Origin of the sequence: Natronocella acetinitrilica, from assembly GCF_024170285.1 — a bacterium.
GTDB classification, from domain to species: domain Bacteria; phylum Pseudomonadota; class Gammaproteobacteria; order Nitrococcales; family Aquisalimonadaceae; genus Natronocella; species Natronocella acetinitrilica.
On record NZ_JALJXV010000001.1, the window covers coordinates 91,089 to 109,901 of the forward strand.

General features: G+C 63.8%; 21 protein-coding genes and 1 tRNA gene. 9 read left to right on the forward strand and 13 right to left on the reverse strand.

Annotated features, from left to right (window positions below; translation table 11 throughout):
* Positions 1 to 219 precede the first annotated feature (219 nt).
* The 5 genes from J2T57_RS00465 (at position 220) to J2T57_RS00485 (ending at position 6,224) form a co-directional block, all read left to right on the forward strand.
* Positions 220 to 1,815, forward strand: a complete 1,596-nt coding sequence (locus J2T57_RS00465) for an OapA family protein (RefSeq protein ID WP_253472619.1) — start codon at positions 220 to 222, stop codon at positions 1,813 to 1,815.
* Between the two features lie 4 nt (positions 1,816 to 1,819).
* The gene (locus tag J2T57_RS00470) at positions 1,820 to 2,734 is read left to right on the forward strand and encodes a DMT family transporter (RefSeq protein ID WP_253472621.1); all 915 of its coding nucleotides are present in this window, start codon (positions 1,820 to 1,822) and stop codon (positions 2,732 to 2,734) included.
* Between the two features lie 14 nt (positions 2,735 to 2,748).
* Positions 2,749 to 3,300: a Slp family lipoprotein gene (locus tag J2T57_RS00475; protein WP_253472623.1), complete on the forward strand. Its 552-nt coding sequence runs from the start codon at positions 2,749 to 2,751 to the stop codon at positions 3,298 to 3,300.
* A gap of 6 nt (positions 3,301 to 3,306) precedes the next feature.
* Complete coding sequence (locus J2T57_RS00480) at positions 3,307 to 3,813, forward strand: Slp family lipoprotein (protein WP_253472624.1); 507 nt, start codon at positions 3,307 to 3,309, stop codon at positions 3,811 to 3,813.
* An 86-nt stretch (positions 3,814 to 3,899) separates the two neighbouring features.
* Positions 3,900 to 6,224: a Tex family protein gene (locus J2T57_RS00485; RefSeq protein WP_253472626.1), complete on the forward strand. Its 2,325-nt coding sequence runs from the start codon at positions 3,900 to 3,902 to the stop codon at positions 6,222 to 6,224.
* 22 nt (positions 6,225 to 6,246) lie between these two features.
* Here J2T57_RS00485 and ilvA read toward each other — a convergent pair whose 3' ends face one another.
* Entirely contained in the window at positions 6,247 to 7,986 is a 1,740-nt protein-coding gene (gene ilvA, locus J2T57_RS00490) for a threonine ammonia-lyase, biosynthetic (RefSeq protein ID WP_436262670.1), read from the reverse strand.
* Between ilvA and rpiA the strand changes: the two genes are divergently transcribed.
* Entirely contained in the window at positions 7,936 to 8,598 is a 663-nt protein-coding gene (rpiA, locus tag J2T57_RS00495; protein ID WP_253472630.1) for a ribose-5-phosphate isomerase RpiA, read from the forward strand. The two genes, ilvA and rpiA, sit on opposite strands and share 51 nt — an antisense overlap.
* An 11-nt stretch (positions 8,599 to 8,609) precedes the next feature.
* Positions 8,610 to 8,810, forward strand: coding sequence for a DUF2905 domain-containing protein (locus J2T57_RS00500; protein ID WP_253472631.1), 201 nt, complete (start codon positions 8,610 to 8,612; stop codon positions 8,808 to 8,810).
* Positions 8,811 to 8,821: 11 nt separating this feature from the next.
* Here J2T57_RS00500 and alkB read toward each other — a convergent pair whose 3' ends face one another.
* Complete coding sequence (gene alkB / locus J2T57_RS00505; RefSeq protein ID WP_253472633.1) at positions 8,822 to 9,472, reverse strand: DNA oxidative demethylase AlkB; 651 nt, start codon at positions 9,470 to 9,472, stop codon at positions 8,822 to 8,824.
* On the reverse strand, positions 9,469 to 10,041 hold the full coding sequence (locus J2T57_RS00510; RefSeq protein ID WP_253472635.1) for a methylated-DNA--[protein]-cysteine S-methyltransferase: 573 nt from the start codon (positions 10,039 to 10,041) through the stop codon (positions 9,469 to 9,471). Before J2T57_RS00510 ends, alkB begins: the two co-directional genes overlap by 4 nt.
* Positions 10,042 to 10,298: 257 nt before the next feature.
* On the opposite strand from J2T57_RS00510, the gene J2T57_RS00515 reads away from it, so the two are divergent.
* Positions 10,299 to 10,934 (forward strand): DNA-3-methyladenine glycosylase family protein, encoded by a 636-nt coding sequence (locus tag J2T57_RS00515; RefSeq protein WP_253472638.1) that lies wholly within the window; start codon positions 10,299 to 10,301, stop codon positions 10,932 to 10,934.
* Positions 10,935 to 10,996: 62 nt separating this feature from the next.
* Here the strand turns inward: J2T57_RS00515 and J2T57_RS00520 are convergent.
* The 6 genes from J2T57_RS00520 to J2T57_RS00545 form a co-directional block, all read right to left on the reverse strand.
* Positions 10,997 to 11,070 (reverse strand) — tRNA-Gln (locus J2T57_RS00520).
* Between the two features lie 26 nt (positions 11,071 to 11,096).
* On the reverse strand, positions 11,097 to 11,489 hold the full coding sequence (rpsI, locus tag J2T57_RS00525) for a 30S ribosomal protein S9 (RefSeq protein ID WP_253472640.1): 393 nt from the start codon (positions 11,487 to 11,489) through the stop codon (positions 11,097 to 11,099).
* Between the two features lie 28 nt (positions 11,490 to 11,517).
* Positions 11,518 to 11,946 carry a 50S ribosomal protein L13 gene (rplM, locus tag J2T57_RS00530; RefSeq protein WP_253472642.1) on the reverse strand — a complete coding sequence of 143 codons (429 nt, stop codon included), beginning with the start codon at positions 11,944 to 11,946 and terminating at the stop codon, positions 11,518 to 11,520.
* A gap of 280 nt (positions 11,947 to 12,226) precedes the next feature.
* Positions 12,227 to 12,535 carry a (2Fe-2S) ferredoxin domain-containing protein gene (locus J2T57_RS00535; protein WP_253472644.1) on the reverse strand — a complete coding sequence of 103 codons (309 nt, stop codon included), beginning with the start codon at positions 12,533 to 12,535 and terminating at the stop codon, positions 12,227 to 12,229.
* Positions 12,536 to 12,559: 24 nt separating this feature from the next.
* Entirely contained in the window at positions 12,560 to 13,393 is an 834-nt protein-coding gene (gene speD / locus J2T57_RS00540) for an adenosylmethionine decarboxylase (RefSeq protein ID WP_253472646.1), read from the reverse strand.
* Positions 13,394 to 13,423: 30 nt separating this feature from the next.
* Positions 13,424 to 13,852: an OsmC family protein gene (locus tag J2T57_RS00545; protein ID WP_253472648.1), complete on the reverse strand. Its 429-nt coding sequence runs from the start codon at positions 13,850 to 13,852 to the stop codon at positions 13,424 to 13,426.
* A 305-nt stretch (positions 13,853 to 14,157) separates the two neighbouring features.
* On the opposite strand from J2T57_RS00545, the gene crp reads away from it, so the two are divergent.
* Positions 14,158 to 14,802 carry a cAMP-activated global transcriptional regulator CRP gene (crp, locus tag J2T57_RS00550; RefSeq protein ID WP_494546283.1) on the forward strand — a complete coding sequence of 215 codons (645 nt, stop codon included), beginning with the start codon at positions 14,158 to 14,160 and terminating at the stop codon, positions 14,800 to 14,802.
* A gap of 11 nt (positions 14,803 to 14,813) precedes the next feature.
* On the opposite strand, the gene trpC is transcribed toward crp, so the two are convergent.
* From trpC to trpE, 4 genes are read right to left on the reverse strand one after another with little or no spacing between them, the layout of a single operon-like run.
* The gene (gene trpC, locus J2T57_RS00555; protein ID WP_253472650.1) at positions 14,814 to 15,611 is read right to left on the reverse strand and encodes an indole-3-glycerol phosphate synthase TrpC; all 798 of its coding nucleotides are present in this window, start codon (positions 15,609 to 15,611) and stop codon (positions 14,814 to 14,816) included.
* A 12-nt stretch (positions 15,612 to 15,623) separates the two neighbouring features.
* Positions 15,624 to 16,643, reverse strand: coding sequence for an anthranilate phosphoribosyltransferase (gene trpD, locus J2T57_RS00560; RefSeq protein WP_253472652.1), 1,020 nt, complete (start codon positions 16,641 to 16,643; stop codon positions 15,624 to 15,626).
* A gap of 19 nt (positions 16,644 to 16,662) precedes the next feature.
* Entirely contained in the window at positions 16,663 to 17,265 is a 603-nt protein-coding gene (locus J2T57_RS00565; protein WP_253472654.1) for an anthranilate synthase component II, read from the reverse strand.
* Between the two features lie 14 nt (positions 17,266 to 17,279).
* Entirely contained in the window at positions 17,280 to 18,779 is a 1,500-nt protein-coding gene (gene trpE, locus J2T57_RS00570; protein WP_253472656.1) for an anthranilate synthase component I, read from the reverse strand.
* Positions 18,780 to 18,813: the final 34 nt, after the last annotated feature.

Below are 18,813 nucleotides of genomic sequence, written 5' to 3' on the forward strand. Positions count from 1 at the left end.
TGCAAAACATTTGTGCTTGAGCGCTAAAGAGCCCTGATATAGGGTTACAGCCAGCATACGGATCCCGCGCCTAGCCAGCACGGAGCGAAGCGCGCCGGAGGAGTCATTTTGCGACCACCACGACTGACCGATCTCGATTTCAAAGACTCCTCGCGGCGGCGCGGACCGGTTCAGCGCCTCGTCACAAATCGCAGAAAACCCGTCTTCATCGCGGTCGCAGTGGCCGCCGCCGGCATGCTGGCCCTGGCCATGACGCCAGGTGAACAGGCGGCCATCAGTATCGAGGAGACGGCGGCCACACCATCCGCCAGCCCGACACACCCTGCGGAATCCACGCGAACATCGCTGCCGCTGGAGCTGCCTGCACTGAACGGCGAGCACTTGACCGCGCTGCCCGCCGCAAGCAACGGATCGACGGAAGACAAGCGGGTTGATGACAAGCCGCAGGAACATCACGCCAACGGCCGGGCCGACTACGACGATGGCAACGATTCGGGCTTCTGGCCTGTATCACTGAGATTGCGTCGCGCTGACGAGGCCCAGCGAGAAGTTGCCGTGCCACGGCCGATGGAAAATGGCGCGTCTGATGCGGGCAACGGCTGGGCCGGAATGCAGGCCTGGATGGAGCCTTTCCTGCCGTTCGTTGCAGACCCGTCCGTGGACGCAATCGTCTCCGAACTCGCCGCGCGCCTGCCACCGCCGGAAGAAAGTTTCGAGCGCGTGGAGGTGCGGCGTGGCGACAGCCTGGCAGCGATTTTCTCCCGGGCGGGGCTGAGCGCGGCGGAGCTGCATCGGGTGGTCAACGCCGATGATCAGGCGAAGGCTCTCACCCGGATCTACCCCGGCGACGAGATTCTGTTCCGCCTTCACGACGAAGGCGGGCTGGCCGCCTTGCGTTACAAGCTCGACAACACCCGCACCCTGCAGATCGACCGGGATGAGGACGGCGGGTTCGCGGTTAGCGTGCATGAGGAAGTGCTGGAGACACGCCAGCTGCAGGCAGCCGGCACCATCGACCGGTCCCTTTACCTATCCGGCCGGCGCGCCGGCCTGTCAAACCGCCACATCATGGAGTTGATGACCATTTTCGAATGGCAGGTGGACTTCAACCGGGATATCCGGGGCGGCGATGCGTTTTCCATCATCTACGAAGCAGAATTCCTGAACGGCGAGAAGGTCCGCGATGGCCGCATCCTGGCCGCGACTTTCATCAACCGCGGGCGACGCCACGAAGCGGTGTTCTACGAGGATCCGGACGGCAACCGCGGTTACTACGGGCCCAACGGCGAGAACCTGCGCAAGGCCTTCATCCGGCGCCCGGTGCAGAATGCCCGCATCAGCTCCAGCTTTGATCGCAATCGCAAGCATCCGGTGCTCGGGGTCCGCCGCCCCCATCTCGGCACCGACTTTGCCGCACCGACGGGTACGCCGATCATGGCCAGTGGCAACGGTCGCGTGGTGCATGTGGGTCGCCGCGGGGGCTACGGCCACACCGTGGTCATTCAACACACCAACCAGATCCGTACGCTGTACGCGCACATGTCCCGCTACGCCAACGGCCTGCGCAATGGTTCCCGGGTAGAGCAGGGGCAGGTGATCGGCTACGTGGGCGCCACCGGTCTCGCCACCGGGCCACACCTGCACTACGAGTTCAAGGTCAACGGCGCGCACCAGAACCCGATGTCCGTGAATCTGCCCAACGGCGAACCGGTGTCGAGTCAGTATATCGCCGACTTCCGCTCCCAGACCGGCAACATGCTCGCCCAGCTGCAGGAAATGACCAACAGCCAGCTGGCACTGCTAAGCGACGACTGAACTCGTGACCACGCCGCGCGCTGCCCTGCTGTTCGCAGTGGTCGTGGTCCTCTGGGGTATTAACTGGCCCATCATGAAGGTGGCACTGGAAATGGTGTCACCGCTGACCTTTGTATCCCTGCGCCTGTTGAGCGGCCTGCTCAGCGTCATGGTCATTGCCTACCTGCTGGGCGATCTGCGCCTGCCGCACCGACGTGACTGGCCCATGGTGATCGTGGTGGGTGTACTGCAGATGGCCGGCTATCTGGCCCTGGTCAGCATGGCACTCCAGACGGTGCCGGCAGGCCGATCCGCCATACTCGGCTACACCATGTCGGTCTGGGTCGCCCCCATGAGTGTGTTGATCCTGGGGGAAACCCTGGGCTACTTGCGGGCCCTGGGCGTCGCTGCCGGCCTGCTTGGCGTGCTGGTGATGCTGAGCCCCTGGGGCTTTGACTGGTCCACACCCGGCATGGTCGCCGGACACCTGATGCTGCTGCTTGGCGCCCTGGGCTGGGCGCTTGCCATCGTGATGGTCCGGGCGCGGGGTCAGAAGGGCTCTCCACTGGCCCTGGCGCCCTGGCAGTTTCTTGCCGGCCTCATCTGCATTGTTCCACTGACTTTGTGGTTCGAAGGCTGGCAACCAGTGCCCTGGCAACACGCCGGATTCATCGCCATCCTCATCTACAACGGCCCGATCACGGCAGGCTTCGGCTTCTGGGCCATGCTGACGGTCACCCGCTACCTGCCCGCCGTGACAACCTCCGTCGGGGCGCTGGGCGTGCCGGCGGTGGGCCTGGTGGCCGCGAGCCTGTCCCTTGGCGAGACCATCACCCTGAACAGCCTTGCAGGCCTCGGGCTCATCGTTCTGGGCGTCTACCTGGTTGCCACTGCCGGGCTGCGGGAACACCGCCGTCGTTTCAGCAGTCCAAGCGACTAATCGTCGTCAGGGATATGGCCGTGGTGATCCGTCTGCTCTTGCTCTTGCTGCCCGTCGGCCTGCTGCTCGGCTGTGCCGCCATCCCGGCAGCCGTGGAGGCGCCACCCGACGACGACGCCCCCGGCCTTGCCGCGGCGGCACGGGATGCGGACACCCATCGCGGCAAGCGTATCCGCTGGGGTGGTACCATCGCCGGAGTCGAAAACCGCACTGACCAGACGCTGGTGGAAGTCGTCTTCAGACCGCTGGACCGGGACAGCCGACCCCGGACCACCGATACCAGCGACGGCCGTTTCCTTGCAGTCATTCCCGGCTTTGTTGATCCGGCGATCTACGAGCAGGGGCGGGACATCACCGTGTCCGGCCACCTGGACGGTGCGACGCGGCGGCAGGTTGGCGACTACCGCTACAACTACCCGCGAGTGCAGGTAGAAGGTCATCACCTCTGGCCGAAGCCGGTGCTGGTCTATCGGGAGCCACCACCCTATGGCTGGCATGACCCCTGGTACCGCCCCTGGTGGGATGACCCCTGGCACCCCCATTATCGCCCGTTCAGACGCTGGTAGGCCGACATGCTAAACCGTTACGCATTGATTCTGATCGGAACGAGCCTGATCGCGCTGCTGCTTACCGGCTGCGCCAGCGGCCCGGGGCTGTCCCGGGAGGAAGGGCTGAACACCACGCTGATTGCCTCCCAGGCCGCCCGTGATGGCGCTATCGGGGATCGCGTGGTCTGGGGCGGGCGGGTCATCGACAATCGCAGCCTGGAGGACGGCAGCCTGCTGGAGGTGCTCGCCTACCCTCTCAACCGCAACGAGGAACCGCGTACCGACACCAGCGCCCAGGGCCGGTTTCTGGTCCGGGAATCCGACTTTCTCGAACCGGAGGACTACCGTGCCGGGCGCATGATCACGGTGCGGGGAGAGATCGTCGAGATCGTATCCGGACAGATCGGCGAGGCCGATTACCGATTTCCCGTGATCGAGCCCGACGCCCTGCACCTATGGCCCGCCCGTGGGGCGACTGCACCCGCTGAACCCCGAGTGCGGTTCGGCGTCGGCGTGATGATATCCCGCTGAGGACTCCCGATGACCGGAAACCTGCTCCGGTGTATGGTGAGGGCCGAGTCGCAGCAATCGACCCACCGGGAGCCAACAGAACAGCCATGACCGAAACACTGACCCGGCGCATCGCGGACGAGTTGACCGTGCGCCCGCAACAGGTACAGGCAGCCGTCGACCTGCTGGACGGCGGCGCCACGGTGCCCTTCATCGCCCGCTATCGCAAAGAGGCCACTGGTGGCCTGGACGATACCCAGCTCCGCCAGCTTGAGGAGCGACTTGGTTACCTGCGCGAACTCGAGGAACGCCGGCGGACGGTGCTCGAGCAGATCGGGGAACAGGGCAAGCTCACCCCGGAACTGGAGCGGGCCGTGCGCAGTGCCGACACCAAGCAACGGCTTGAGGACCTTTACCTGCCCTACCGAAAGAAGCGGCGGACCCGCGGCCAGATCGCCCGGGAGGCCGGACTGGAGCCCCTGGTTGATCTGCTGCTGTCGCAACCGGACATCAAGCCCACTAGCGCCGCCGGCGACTACCTGGCACCTGATCATGGCTTTGCGGATGCCGATGCGGTACTGGAGGGTGCCAGGCACCTGCTCGCCGAGCGCATCGCCGAATCGGCGGACCTGGTGGGTGAACTCCGTGATTTGGTGCTACGACACGGCGTGCTCCGTTCGGAAGTCGTTCCCGAGCAACGTGAGGCGGGCGCAAAGTTCTCCGACTATTTCGATTACAGCGAGAAACTGCAGCGCATACCCTCGCATCGGGCGCTGGCCCTGTTCCGCGGTCGCCGCGAGGGCGTGTTGCGGCTCATTCTCGAAGCCGGAACCGATGCGAGCGTTGCCGACGACTGCCAGGCACGGGTCGCCCGTCATGCAGGAATCGAACAACGGGGACGTGCAGCCGATAACTGGCTGGCCGGCGTCGCCCGCTTCACCTGGCGTATCAAGCTCTTCACGCGCCTCGAAACAGACCTGCTGGGCGTATTGCGGGAACAGGCGGAGCATGAGGCCATCGACGTGTTCGCCCGCAACCTGAAGGATCTCCTGCTGGCATCCCCGGCAGGACCGCGCTGCGTGATGGGTATCGACCCGGGTATCCGCACCGGTTGCAAGGTGGCGGTGGTAGACGCCACCGGCAAGGTGGTGGAAACGGCGACCATCTATCCGCTCCCTCCCCGCAAGGCCTGGGATGAATCCATCGCCGTGCTGGCGGCGCTTTGCGAACGTCACGGTGTTGAACTGGTCGCCATCGGCAATGGCACCGGCTCTCGTGAGACTGACAAGCTGGTGGCAGACCTCAGCAAGCGCCATGGCGCGCTTCGCCTGACCTGGATGATGGTATCCGAGGCGGGTGCCTCGGTGTATTCCGCGTCGGAACTTGCCGCCCGGGAATTCCCCGAACTGGACGTCTCTCTGCGGGGCGCCGTCTCCATTGCCCGACGACTGCAGGACCCCCTGGCGGAACTGGTCAAGATCGACCCCAAGGCCATCGGTGTCGGCCAGTACCAGCACGACGTCAGTCAGAGCCGTCTGGCACGCAGCCTGGAGGCGGTGGTGGAAGACTGCGTGAACGCCGTGGGCGTCGACCTGAACACCGCTTCGGCGGCACTGCTGCGGCGTGTTTCCGGGCTCAGCGAGACATTGGCGGAAAACCTGGTTGCCCACCGGGACGCCCACGGGCCGTTCCCGAACCGGGCGGCACTGAAGCAGGTCCCGCGCCTGGGTGAGAAAACATTCGAACAGGCAGCCGGGTTTCTGCGCATCCGTGGCGGCACGCAGCCACTGGATGCATCCGCCGTGCATCCCGAAGCCTATCCCCTGGTGAAGCGCCTGCTAAAGATCAGCGGCCGAAGGCTGGAGCAGGTCATCGGTGACCGTCAGTTCCTGCAATCGGTGAATGCGGCGGACTACACCGACAACCGCTTTGGCGAACCCACCGTGCGGGACATTCTCAGCGAACTGGAAAAACCCGGCCGCGATCCGCGCCCTGAGTTCCGTACCGCAAGCTTCCGCGACGGCGTGGAAAAGCCGGAAGACCTGGAACCCGGGATGATCCTCGAGGGCGTGGTGACCAACGTCACCAACTTCGGCGCCTTCGTGGACGTCGGCGTGCATCAGGATGGGCTGGTCCACATCTCCGCCCTGTCCGATCGTTTCGTCAAGGACCCACGGGAGATCACCCGCTCCGGCGACGTGGTCAAGGTCAAGGTAATGGAGGTGGACCTCAAGCGCCGTCGTATCGGACTCAGCATGCGCCTGCAGGACGCCCTGCCCGGAGACCGGAAGACGCACGAGGGCAACGCGGCGCGCAAGGATCAGGTGCGGCGCGACAAGCCAGGGAAGCCGGCGGACCGTGGCCGTGACAAAGCGGCGGCTGCCCAGCAGGGCGCCCTGGCGGCGGCGTTCTCCCAGGCCAAGAAGCGATAGCGGAGATCACACCGCGAAGGCGTCAGGCGAGGAACAGCTCGTAGGCCGGGTTACCCGTTTCCTCGTGGTAGCGGTACTCGAGTTTCTCCAGGAATTCGGCAAAGCGCTTGCGCTGGTTCGGCGGCACCTGCACGCCAACCAGCACCCGCCCATAGGCGGCGCCATGGTTGCGATAATGGAACAGGCTGATGTTGAAGGTCTTGCCCAGCTTGGTGAGAAACCTGAGCAGGGCCCCCGGTCGCTCCGGGAATTCGAAGCGGTATAGCACCTCGTCTTCCACCAGATTCCCGTGCCCGCCCACCATGTGACGGATATGGCCCTTGGCCAGTTCGTTTTCGGTGAGATCCAGCACGGGGTAGTCGGCGGCACGTAATTCCTCGATCAAGGCGTCCCGTTCGCTGAGGCCGTCGTTCAACTGCACGCCGACGAACACATGCGCCGTATCCGGGTCGGCATAGCGATAGTTAAACTCGGTGATTCCCCGCTGACCGATGGTCTGGCAGAACTGCCGGAAGCTGCCGGGCCGCTCGGGAATGGTTACCGCCAGCACCGCTTCACGGTGTTCACCCACTTCGGCCCGTTCCGCCACATGGCCGAGCCGGCTGAAATTCATGTTGGCGCCGCTGGCGATGGCGACGAACCGCTGGCCCTGAACCCCCTCGCGCTCCACGTACTTCTTGAGGCCGGCCACGGACAGGGCACCGGCGGGCTCCATCACGGTGCGGGTATCGTCGAAAATATCCTTGATGGCGGCGCAGATTTCGTCGGTGGAGACCAGGATCACCTCGTCCACGTGCTTGCGGGCGACCCGGAACGTCTCCTTGCCGATCTGGCTGACAGCGACGCCATCGGCAAACAGCCCCACCTGATCGAGCTTGACGCGACGCTGCTTGGCCAGGGCCTGGTGCAGCGTAGGGGCATCCTCCGGCTCCACACCGATGATGCGAATATCCGGGCGCAGATGCTTGATATAGACCGAGATGCCGGCGATCAGGCCACCACCACCAACACAGACGAACACCGCGTCCAGCTGCTCCGGATGCTGATGCAGGATTTCCATCCCCACCGTCCCCTGCCCCGCGATCACGTCAGGATCGTCGAAGGGGGGAATCCAGGTCATGCCGCGTTCTTCCATCAGCTTGCGGGCATGGGCGGCGGCCTCGTCGTAGCTGTCGCCGTGGAGCACCACGCGCCCGCCAAGGCGACGCACCGCATCCACCTTGATCCGGGGCGTGGTGCGGGGCATGACGATCACCGCCTTGATGCCGAGTTCCTTGCCGGACAGCGCGACACCCTGGGCGTGATTGCCCGCCGAGGCGCAAATCACCCCCCGCGCGCGCTGTTCCTCTGACAATCGGGATATCTTGTTGTAGGCGCCCCGCAGCTTGAAGGAAAACACCGGCTGCTGGTCTTCACGCTTCAGGAATACGCTGTTGCCCAGTCGCGTGGAGAGATTCGGCGCCGGATCGAGGCTGGTGTGGCGCGCCACATCGTAAACCCGGGCGGTGAGTATGCGTTCCAGATAGGGCTTGGTCATCCGTACCTTCCGTTGCGTGCATGGAGCCCCGGTGTCTTGTTGCGAGATATTGTGCGATCCGCGGGGAAAGGCAGTAGTGTAGGGAAGCTGCGGGCTCCTTGCATCCGTGGCCCGTGTTTCAGGACGCTGAACCCGGTCGTATGATGAGCGGCATTTGCCGCCAGGAGAGTCAGCATGAACGCAGACGCACAGAAAAAGGCGGCGGCAGAGGCCGCTATCGCACACCTGCCCCGCAACGGCGTGATCGGGGTGGGTACCGGCTCCACGGTCAATTACTTCATCGATGCCCTGGCGCCACTGCGTGACCAGATTCCCGCAGCGGTGTCGAGTTCCGAAGCCTCGACGGAGCGTCTCAAGCGAATCGGCATCACCGTGGAGGATCTCAACTCGGTGGCGGAGATCAAGGTGTACGTCGACGGCGCCGACGAGATCAACAAGTACCTGCAGATGATCAAGGGCGGTGGCGGCGCCCTGACCCGGGAAAAGATCATCGCCGCAGTGAGCAAGCAGTTCATCTGCATTGCCGATCAGAGCAAGCTGGTGGGCACGCTGGGCGAATTCCCCCTGCCGGTGGAGGTGATTCCCATGGCGCGGAGTTACGTGGCCCGCCAACTGGTCAAGCTCGGTGGCCGTCCGGTATACCGGGAAGGTGTCGTCACCGACAACGGCAACGTGATCCTCGACGTGCACGGACTTCGTATCGATGAGCCACTCACGCTGGAGGAAAAGCTCAACAATATCGTCGGCGTCGTCACCAACGGGCTGTTCGCCCATCGCGCCGCCGATCTGCTGCTTTTGGGCGGCCCTGAAGGTGTACAGGAAATGCGTCGCGCCTGAGGAGAACCTGAATGAGCAGGGTTTTCATCATCCTCGGCATAGCCCTGATCGCCATTGGCTTGCTGTGGCCGTGGATCAGCAAGCTCGGGCTCGGCCGGCTGCCCGGCGATATCGTGATCGAGCGCGGCGGCTCGACGATCTACTTCCCCATCATGACCTGCCTGGTCATCAGTGTGTTGGCATCACTCTTGTTCTGGCTGTTCCGCCGCTGAAACCCAGCCCCTCAGGCCGCCCGACGCAGCGTTAGGTTGATGCGACAGTCCCCCAGCAACGGATGCCGGTCCGGCTTGAGCGGCATCACACCGTGATAGCGCATGCGGGCCGGCCCACCCCAGACCACAACGTCGCCGTGACGCAGGGGTACACGATGGGGTTTGTCCCGGCGGCGCAGACCACCGAAAAGAAAGACCGCAGAGATCCCCAGGGAGACGGACACGATGGGTTGGTCGAAATCCCGCTCGTTGCGATCCTGGTGCAGGGACAGGCGGGTCCCGGGGCGGTAGCGGTTCACCAGACAGGCGTCCGGCTCGAAGCCCGGAAAACCGCATAGGTCCGCCGCTTCGGCGGCCATCTGGGAAAACGGTTCCGGCAGCGGCGGCCAGCGCTGCCCGGAGAGCGGGTCACGCTCCGCGTAGCGATAGCCGGTTTCGTCCGTGACCCAACCCAGGCTCCCGCAATTGGTCATTTCCACGGACATGGTGTGTCCGCCCGGGGTGACCATCCTGCGAAACGGGACAGCCCGGGAGACCTGCTCAACGGCGGCGAGAATTGCCTTTTCATGGCGCAACGCCAAGCCGTGCAACACCACGGCACCGGGGCACAGTTCCTCCCGCCATTCGGCGGTCTCCACCCCATCGAACAGGTCCTGCATCATGCTTGAGCAGTGACCTCCTGTTCCCGGCTCAACAGCAGGCGCTTACGCTGCACGCCCCAACGATAGCCGGACAGGCCACCGTCCTTGCGCACGACCCGGTGACAGGGAATTACAACGGCGAGGGCATTAGCGCCACAGGCACCAGCCACGGCACGCACTGCCCGGGGTTGGCCAACCCGTTCGGCGAGTTCGCTATAGCTCACGGTCTGCCCAGTTGGAATCCGGCACAGTGCATCCCACACACTTCGCTGGAACGGCGTGCCACGGATGTCCAGGGGGAAGTCCACCAGGGCGCCCGGCGTTTCCATCCAGGCCGTGACCCGGCCGTAGAGGTCCGCCACGCCGGGCTCGTCATGGATCAGGGTGGCGGCGGGGAAACGGTCCTGCAGCTCGGCCACCAGGGCCTTGCTGTCATCCCCGAGGGCGATGGCGCAGACGCCGCGCTGTGTGGCCGCGACGAGCACATGGCCCATGGCGGTGGCGCCAAATGCATAGCGAATCGGCGGCTCACTGTCGGGGCGCTGTTTGGGGGTGGACTGGGAGTGGGAACGTCGGTCGATGGCAGTCATGGTGATGGCATCCGTATGGCCCGGTATCCTGAAGCAGAACTTCCATGATGGAACACTAGCAGGCGATGGTGTGGCCTGCATGGGATTTGGGCGATTGCTGTACTGCTGAGGTCGGGGAATGGAGGACGGGTTCGCCGATCAGAGACCGTATGCGAGAGGGACCTCGCATACGAGCCCCCATGGATGGGTTTACGGCGTGTCTCTGATCGGCGAACCCGTCCTCCATTTGTGCCATTTGCCCTGGGAGAACCTGATTCATGTTGCATACGCCCTACGATTACGCAACCGCCAGCCGACACCTTGCAACTGTCGACGAGGACTGGGCCCGCCTGATACAGCGGGTCGGGCCCTGCACCATGGAGTTGCGGCCCGCGCGGGAGCCTTTTGAGGCGCTGGTGAGGGCGGTGGCCTATCAACAGCTCCACGGTCGGGCGGCGGCGGCCATCCTGGGGCGGTTTCTTGCCCTGTTTCCCGGTGACGCGTTTCCCGAACCGCGACAACTGCTGGCACAGGACGTGGACACGCTCCGGACATGCGGCTTCTCCCATCGCAAGATCACCACCATCCGCGGCCTTGCCGAGGCCCGGCTGGAGGGGAGGATTCCGGATCTCGAAGCCGCCGCTGCGCTGCCGGACGAGGAGTTGATCGGGCAACTGGTGCAATTGTCGGGGATCGGCCGCTGGACGGTGGAGATCCTGCTGATCTACACCCTGGGCAGGCCGGACGTCATGCCTGCGGATGACTTCGGTGTACGCAGCGGTTATCGCTGGCTGAAGGGGCTGGATACCTTGCCGACGGCATCGCGCATGCGGCAGCTCGGTGCGGTGTGTGCACCCTATCGCAGCGTGGCGGCCTGGTATCTGTGGCGGGCGGCGGATCTGGGAAAAGGCTGAACCAGCGCCAGCAGTCCCCAAAAACACGAAGGGATCACGCTTTCGCGTGACCCCTTCGATATTGGCTGGGGGACCAGGATTCGAACCTGGGTTGACGGAGTCAGAGTCCGTAGTCCTACCGCTAGACGATCCCCCAAGAAAACACGGGACGGATGTCGAGCCTTAGCGCTTGCTGAACTGCGTGGCGCGACGGGCCTTGTGCAGGCCGACCTTCTTACGCTCGACCATGCGGGCGTCACGCGTGACGAAGCCAGCCTTGCGCAGCACGCCTCGCAGGTTTTCGTCGTACTGCATCAGGGCGCGGCTGATACCGTGCCGGATCGCGCCGGCCTGGCCGCTGGCGCCTCCGCCGGAGACATTGACGTGGATGTCGAAGGTATCGACAGCCTCGACCAGTTCCAGGGGCTGACGCACGACCATCCGCGACGTTTCGCGGCCAAAATATTCGTCAAGCGAACGGCCGTTGACGCGAATGTCGCCCTTACCCGGCCGCAGGAATACACGAGCGGCAGAAGTCTTGCGGCGACCAGTTCCGTAATACTGTTGTTCAGCCATGCTTCATTCCTGTTCCTGTGCAGGGCGCTTAGAGTTCCAGCGGCTTCGGCTGCTGCGCCGTGTGCCGATGGTCGGTGCCGGCGTAGATCTTCAGCTTCTTGATCATGGCACGGCCGAGGGGGTTCTTCGGCAGCATGCCCTTGACCGCGAGCTGGATCACCCGCTCCGGGTGTTCTGCCCGCAGCTTTTCGAAATTCACGCTCTTCAGATTGCCGATGTAACCGGTATGCCGGTAGTACATCTTGTCGGTGGTCTTGCGCCCGGTGACTTCCACCTTGTCGGCATTGACGACGACGATGTAATCGCCGGTGTCCACGTGGGGCGTGTATTCGGGCTTGTGCTTGCCCCGCAGGCGGCGCGCAATCTCGCTGGCAAGACGACCCAGGGTTTTACCGCTGGCGTCGACCAGAAACCAGTCGCGCTCGACTTCTGCCGGTTTGGCGCTAAACGTCTTCATGCGAACTCTACTCCGAGAGCCATCAACCTGTGAGAAGGGCCGGAATGGTACCCCAAAGGTCATGGCCGTTCAACCATGCGCATCACGCGCTACGTGGGTGTTTCGGGAGAAAAAAAAGAGGCGCGGCAAATGGAGGGTTGCCGCGCCTTCAAATCCACCAATTAAGGAGGATGGAGGAGTAGCGTCGGGAGGGGCGGAGAACCCCGTAACCGACAGCTTCAGTATCGAATGTTGCAGTGCGGCAGTCAAGTGTTTTTTTGCAGTGCACGATGCGGGGCGTTCAGATGCGTAGCCGCTCGACGGGCTGGCCATCCGCCAGATGGCTGTCGACAATCTCATCGAGATCTTCCCGATCGACGTAGGTGTACCAGGTCTCCTCCGGATAGACGACGAGTACCGGCCCCTCGCTGCAGCGATCCAGGCAGCCGGCGTTATTGATGCGGACACCACCCTTTCCGGCAAGCCCCAGCGCCTTGACGCGATCCTTCACATACGCGCGGGCATCGTCGGCGCCACAACTGGCACAACACTCACGGCCGTCTTCCCGCTGGTTGGTGCAGACAAATACATGATAGCGATAGTAGGACATGGCTCGTCTCGACTGATCCGATGACTATTTGAAGTCGAGCCCGAGGGCGACTTCCTGCCCGGGCTGCAGATTGCGGCCATAGAAAATCTCGGCCATCTCGCGGCGCAGTTGGCGGCGAATCTCGCCCTTGTCCTCGTCCGAGAAATCCTCGGCCGACTCGCCGAAGAAGTAATTGCTCAGATTCGGCTCGCGCAGCAGCATCTTGGTGTGGAACATGTGCTCCTGGTAAACGTTCACGTCGATCATGTGGTACCGCTCCTTGGTATCTTCCGACAGATAATTCTGGATCGAGTTGATCTCGTGATCGATGAAGTGCTTGCGGCCCTCCACATCCCGCGTGAAACCGCGCACCCGGTAATCCATGGTCACGATGTCGGAGTCGAAGGAGTGGATCAGGAAATTCAGGGCCTTCAGCGGCGAGATCACACCGCAGGTTGAGACATCGATATCCGCCCGAAAGGTGCTAACGCCGTTCTCGGGATGGGTCTCCGGGTAGGTGTGCACGGTGATATGGCTCTTGTCCAGGTGGGCAAGCACCGTGTCGGGGAGGGGTCCGGGCTCGGCACCCGCCACACGGGATTCCTCGACCTCATCCTCCTCGGCGATGAGGATGGTCACGCTGGCCCCCTGCGGGTCATAATCCTGCCGGGCAATATTGAGTATGTTGGCGCCGATGATATTCGCCACCTGGGTCAGGATCTGGGTCAATCGCTCGGCGTTGTAGACCTCGTCGATGTAGGCAATGTACGCCTGACGCTGCTCGGCATTGCGCGCGTAGCAGACATCGTAGATATTGAAGCTCAGGGACTTGGTCAGGTTGTTAAAACCGTGCAGCCGCAGTCTTTCCGATACGCTCAACGGTCCGTCCTCCCGATTCGCTGCCACGGATCAGCGGCCTGTGACTGTCGCCACGACCTCGTAGTCGTGGGTGATCTCTGCGGTCTTGCCGAGCATGATAGACGCTGAGCAGTACTTTTCAGCCGACAGGCTGACCGCACGCTTGACTGCGGCATCCGGCAGGTTGTCCCCCTCCACGCGATAGTGCATGTGGATACGGGTAAACACCTTGGGTGGCTCCTCGGCACGCTCGGCGGTGACCTCCACCTGGCAATCAGTCACTGAATGACGACCGCGCTGCAGGATATGCACCACATCAAAGGCGCTGCAGCCACCCAGACCAACGAGCAGCATCTCCATCGGCCTGGCGCCGCGGTTCTCTCCACCCATGTCCGGCGGCCCGTCCATGATGACCGTGTGTCCCGTTTCCGAGCGGGCCTCGAAGCTCGCACCGCCGGCCCACTTGATACTTGCGCGCATGACTGACTCCAGTTGGCGTCGAATGCCGCCGGGCAGCATGCCCAACGGGCGGGCGATTATACAAGCGCCCTCGGGGCGAACGCCATGGTCGTGCGAATCCGATTCCCTGGGCCAGCCTCCATTGCAGCGGCGAATACAGGAATTTTTTCTCGGACTGTGACACAGTCACTGGACACGGTAAGATCAACATGGCCGCGCGTTGGCCAAGCGGACCACGTAAGCTATCCGCACAACGCGGGCGGAGCAACGGGATCGGTCGGCGGGCACGGCCCGACCCAATCAGAAAACAAAAGGTGTGTGCGCCAATGCGGATGACGCGTGAACTGCCAAGAACACGAACCAACTGGTCCATCGACAACCTGCTACGCCACTGCCACCGGCGACGCTACCCCGCCAAGACCGGCATCATCTATGCCGGCGACCAACCCGACGCGCTCTACTACATCACCGAAGGCTCCGTCAGCGTCATCATCGAGGATGAGAACGGCCACGAGATCGTGCTCGCCTACCTCAACGCGGGGGACTTCTTCGGCGAGCTGGGCCTGTTTTCGGCGGAAAGCAAACGCAGCGCCTGGGTGCGTACCCGCACCGCCTGCGAAATCGCTGAAATCAGCTATAGCCGCTTCCACCAGGTATCCAAGGAAGACCCGGAGATCATCATGTTCCTGGCGGGCCAGATGGCGGAGCGCCTGCGGCGAACCAGTCGCAAGGTCAGCGACCTGGCCTTCCTGGATGTCACCGGTCGCGTGGCCCGAACCCTGCTGGACCTGTGTCGCGAACCCGACGCCATGACGCACCCGGACGGCATGCAAATCAGAATCACCCGTCAGGAACTGGGGCGTATCGTCGGTTGCTCCCGGGAAATGGTTGGCCGGGTACTGAAAGATCTCGAAGAACAGGAACTCATCTCCGTGGCCGGCAAGACCATGGTGATCTTCAACACGCGCTAGCTGAATAGCTGCTAGTTGCCAAACAGCTGGGCCAGCTTTTCACCGGGATCGCTGGCGCGCATGAAACTCTCACCGACCAGAAAGCTGTGCACGCCCTGCTGGTGCATCAGCTCAACATCCTCGCGGGTACCGATCCCACTCTCGGTAACAATCAGCACGCCCTCGGGCACGCGCTCCCGCAATCGCACGGTGGTGCGGATATCCGTTTCGAAGGTATGCAAATTTCGGTTGTTGATGCCCACCATGTCGGGCTTGATGGCCAGTGCACGATCGAGTTCCGCCTCATCATGCACCTCCACCAGTACATCCATGCCCAGGTGACGGGCCAGGTCATCGAGTTCCGCGAGGCGGCTGTCACTGAGAGCAGAGACGATCAGCAGCACGCAGTCCGCCCCGAGCATGCGGGCTTCCCAGACCTGGAATGGATCGATCACGAAATCCTTGCGCAAGACCGGTAGCGAACAGGCCTTGCGCGCCTGTTGCAGGTAGAGATCGTGCCCCTGGAAGAAGTCTTCGTCGGTCAGCACCGACAGACAGGTGGCGCCGCCCCGCGCATAGCTCCGGGCAATGGCCTCGGGGTCGAAATCCGGCCGCAGCAGGCCCTTGCTGGGAGACGCCTTCTTGATCTCCGCAATGACTCCGCTGCCCCCGGCGGCGATCGCATCGATCAGTGCCCCGCGAAAGCCGCGCGGTCGGTCGGCGTGCATGGCCTCGTGGCGCAGGGTCTGCATATCCAGCCCCTGGCTGCGCTCGGCCACCTCCTCGGCCTTGCGCGCCAGAATCGTCTTCAATACATCTGCGGTATCCATGGGCCGGCCCTCCTATCCGAAACGCTTGGTGTAGGCGACAAACTCGTCAAGCTTGTCGGCAGCGGCACCGGATGCAAGCAACTCCCGGGCCCGCTGCACGCCCGCCGCGAAGCTGCTTGCCAGGCCGGCCGCGTAGATTGCACCACCGGCGTTGAGGCTGATGATGTCGGCATTCGCTCCCGGTTCACCGGCAAAGGCGCTACGGATCAAGCCGAGGCTACCCTCGGCACTACTCACCCGGATGCTCTCGAGAGGCGCGGGGGGCAGATCGAAATCTTCCGGCGTGACGGTGTACTCACGCACCTCGCCATCGCGCAGTTCCGCCACATGGGTTGCGCCGGAAATGCTGATCTCGTCCAGTCCGTCCGCCGCATGCACCACCAGCACCCGCTCGCTACCCAGGGCCTTGAGCACCTCGGCCACGGGTCGCACCCAGTGCTCGGCAAACACGCCCAGCAGCTGATTCGGGGCACCGGCGGGATTGGTCAGCGGGCCGAGCAGATTGAAGATGGTGCGCACTGCCATTTCCCGGCGCGGGCCGATGGCGTGCTTCATCGCCGAGTGATAGAGCGGTGCGAACAGGAAGCCCACGCCCACCGTCTCCACGCACTCGGCAACCTGCTCGGGGGTGAGATCAAGGCGGGCGCCGGCGGTCTCAAGCACATCAGCGCTGCCGGAGGATGAGGACACGGAGCGGTTGCCATGCTTGGCCACCTTGCCGCCAGCGGCGGCCACGACGAAGGCGGTGGCGGTAGAGACGTTGAACGTGCCGCTGGCATCACCGCCGGTGCCGCAGGTATCCACCAGGTGTTCCCGCCCGACGTTGACCCGGGTGGCCAACTCACGCATGACGGCAGCCGCGGCGGCGATTTCCTCCACCGTCTCGCCCTTCATGCGCAAACCCACCAGAAACCCGCCGATCTGCGCCTGGGTGGCTTCGCCGGTCATGATGGTGCGCATGACGGCGGTCATGTCGTCATGGCTGAGATCCCGGCCTTCGGTGACGGCGCGTATGGCGCCCTGCATGTTCATGATGTCTGTGTCCTCGCAGTCAGGCAGCACGGTCGGCGGGCGGTCGCCGGTTCAGGAAATTGCGCAACAGGTCGTGCCCTTCCCGGGTCAGGATCGACTCGGGGTGGAACTGCACGCCTTCCACATCCAGCTCCCGGTGCCGCAGCCCCATGATCTCTTCCATGCTGCCGTCGGGCTGCTGCGTCCAGGCCGTGATTTCAAGGCAATCCGGCAGGCGGGACTGATCCACCACCAGGGAGTGGTATCGGGTGGCCACCATGGGATTCGGCAGGCCACGAAACACACCCTGGTCCTGATGATAGATATCCGAGGTCTTGCCGTGCATGACCCGACCGGCGTGGATGACGTATCCCCCGAAGGCCTGGCCGATTGCCTGATGACCAAGGCAGACGCCAAGCACCGGGATGCGTCCCGCGAACCGGAGGATGGCATCGATGGAGATACCCGCCTCGTTCGGGGTGCAGGGGCCGGGGGAGATCACCAGGTGGCTCGGTGCCAGACGCTCAAGCGCGTCCAGATCGATGTCATCGTTGCGGTAGACCCGCACGTCGGCACCCAGCTCGCCGAGATACTGCACCAGGTTGTAGGTAAAGGAGTCGTAGTTGTCGATCATCACCAGCATGACGGTGCGCTCCTTCAGGCTTGATCCAGGCGATCGAGACCCTGCTCGGCCATGGCCACGGCACGCATGATCGCACGCCCCTTGCTCAGGGTTTCCTCCCACTCGAGGCGGGGCACGGAGTCATGCACCACACCGGCGCCGGCCTGCACATGCAGCATACCGTCCTTGATCACGGCGGTGCGAATCGCGATGGCCGTATCCATGTTGCCGCTCCATGACCAGTAGCCAACGGCGCCGGAATAGACACCGCGGCGGGTGGGCTCCAGTTCGTCGATGATCTCCATGGCGCGGATCTTGGGCGCGCCACTCAGGGTGCCGGCGGGGAATGTCGCACGCAGCACATCCAGCGGAGTCAGGCCGGGACGCAGACGGCCGGTGACGTTGGAGACGATGTGCATGACGTGGGAATAGCGCTCGATGCTCATCCGGTCGGTCACGCGCACAGTGCCGATCTCGCTGACCCGGCCGACATCGTTGCGGCCCAGATCGATCAGCATCAGGTGCTCGGCGATTTCCTTGGGATCGGCCAGCAATTCACGCTCCAGCGCCTCGTCCTCGGCCTCGGTGCGACCCCGCCGCCGCGTTCCGGCAATCGGCCGAACGGTCACTTCATCGTCCTCCAGCCGCACCAGGATTTCCGGCGACGAGCCGGCCACCTGGAAGTCTTCCAGGTTGAGGAAGTACATGTAGGGGGACGGGTTGGTACAGCGCAGGGCGCGGTAGAGATCCAGCGGCGCCGCCTGATAGGGCACGCTCATGCGCTGGGAGGGCACTACCTGCATGGCGTCGCCATCGACGATATACCGCTTGATGCGGTCCACCGCCGCCTCGAAGCCAGTCTGCGTCATGTTGCTGGTGAAATCCGCCTCGGCCACGTGGCGGCGCTGGTGTTCCGGCTGGTAGTCGGTGGTGGCACGACGCAGGCGCTGCACCAGTTCATCCAGCCGGGCCTGGCCCGACTCCAGGGCGTTGGGCACCTGCGGGTCCACATGCACCACCAGATACAGCCGACCACCCAGGTTGTCGAACACCAGGACTTCATCGGCCACCATGAGCAGGATGTCGGGCACGCCCAGATCGTCCTGCTGGCGCCGCGCCTTGAGACGCGGCTCGATATAGCGGATGGTGTCGTAGCCGAAATAGCCCGCCAACCCGCCAATGAAGCGGGGCAACTGGGGGTGCCCCGGCGGTTGCGGCACCTCGTAGCGACCATGGAAGGCCTCGATCCACGCCAGGGGGTCGTCCACCCGCTCACGCTCCACCACCTGGCCGTCGGTGGTGACGGTGATTTCATGGTCGAATACCCGGACCACGGTGCGGCTGGGCAGACCGATAATGCTGTAGCGGCCCCACTTCTCGCCGCCCTGCACCGACTCCAGCAGGAAGGAATAGGGGCCGTCGGCCAACTTCAGGTAGGTGGACAGCGGTGTGTCCAGATCGGCCAGAACCTCGCGGACAACGGGAATGCGGTTATGACCCTGTCGGGCCAGTTCCTGAAACTGTTCCTGATTCATCTTTCGGACCGTTGGTTGCAAATGGGTGCGGCAT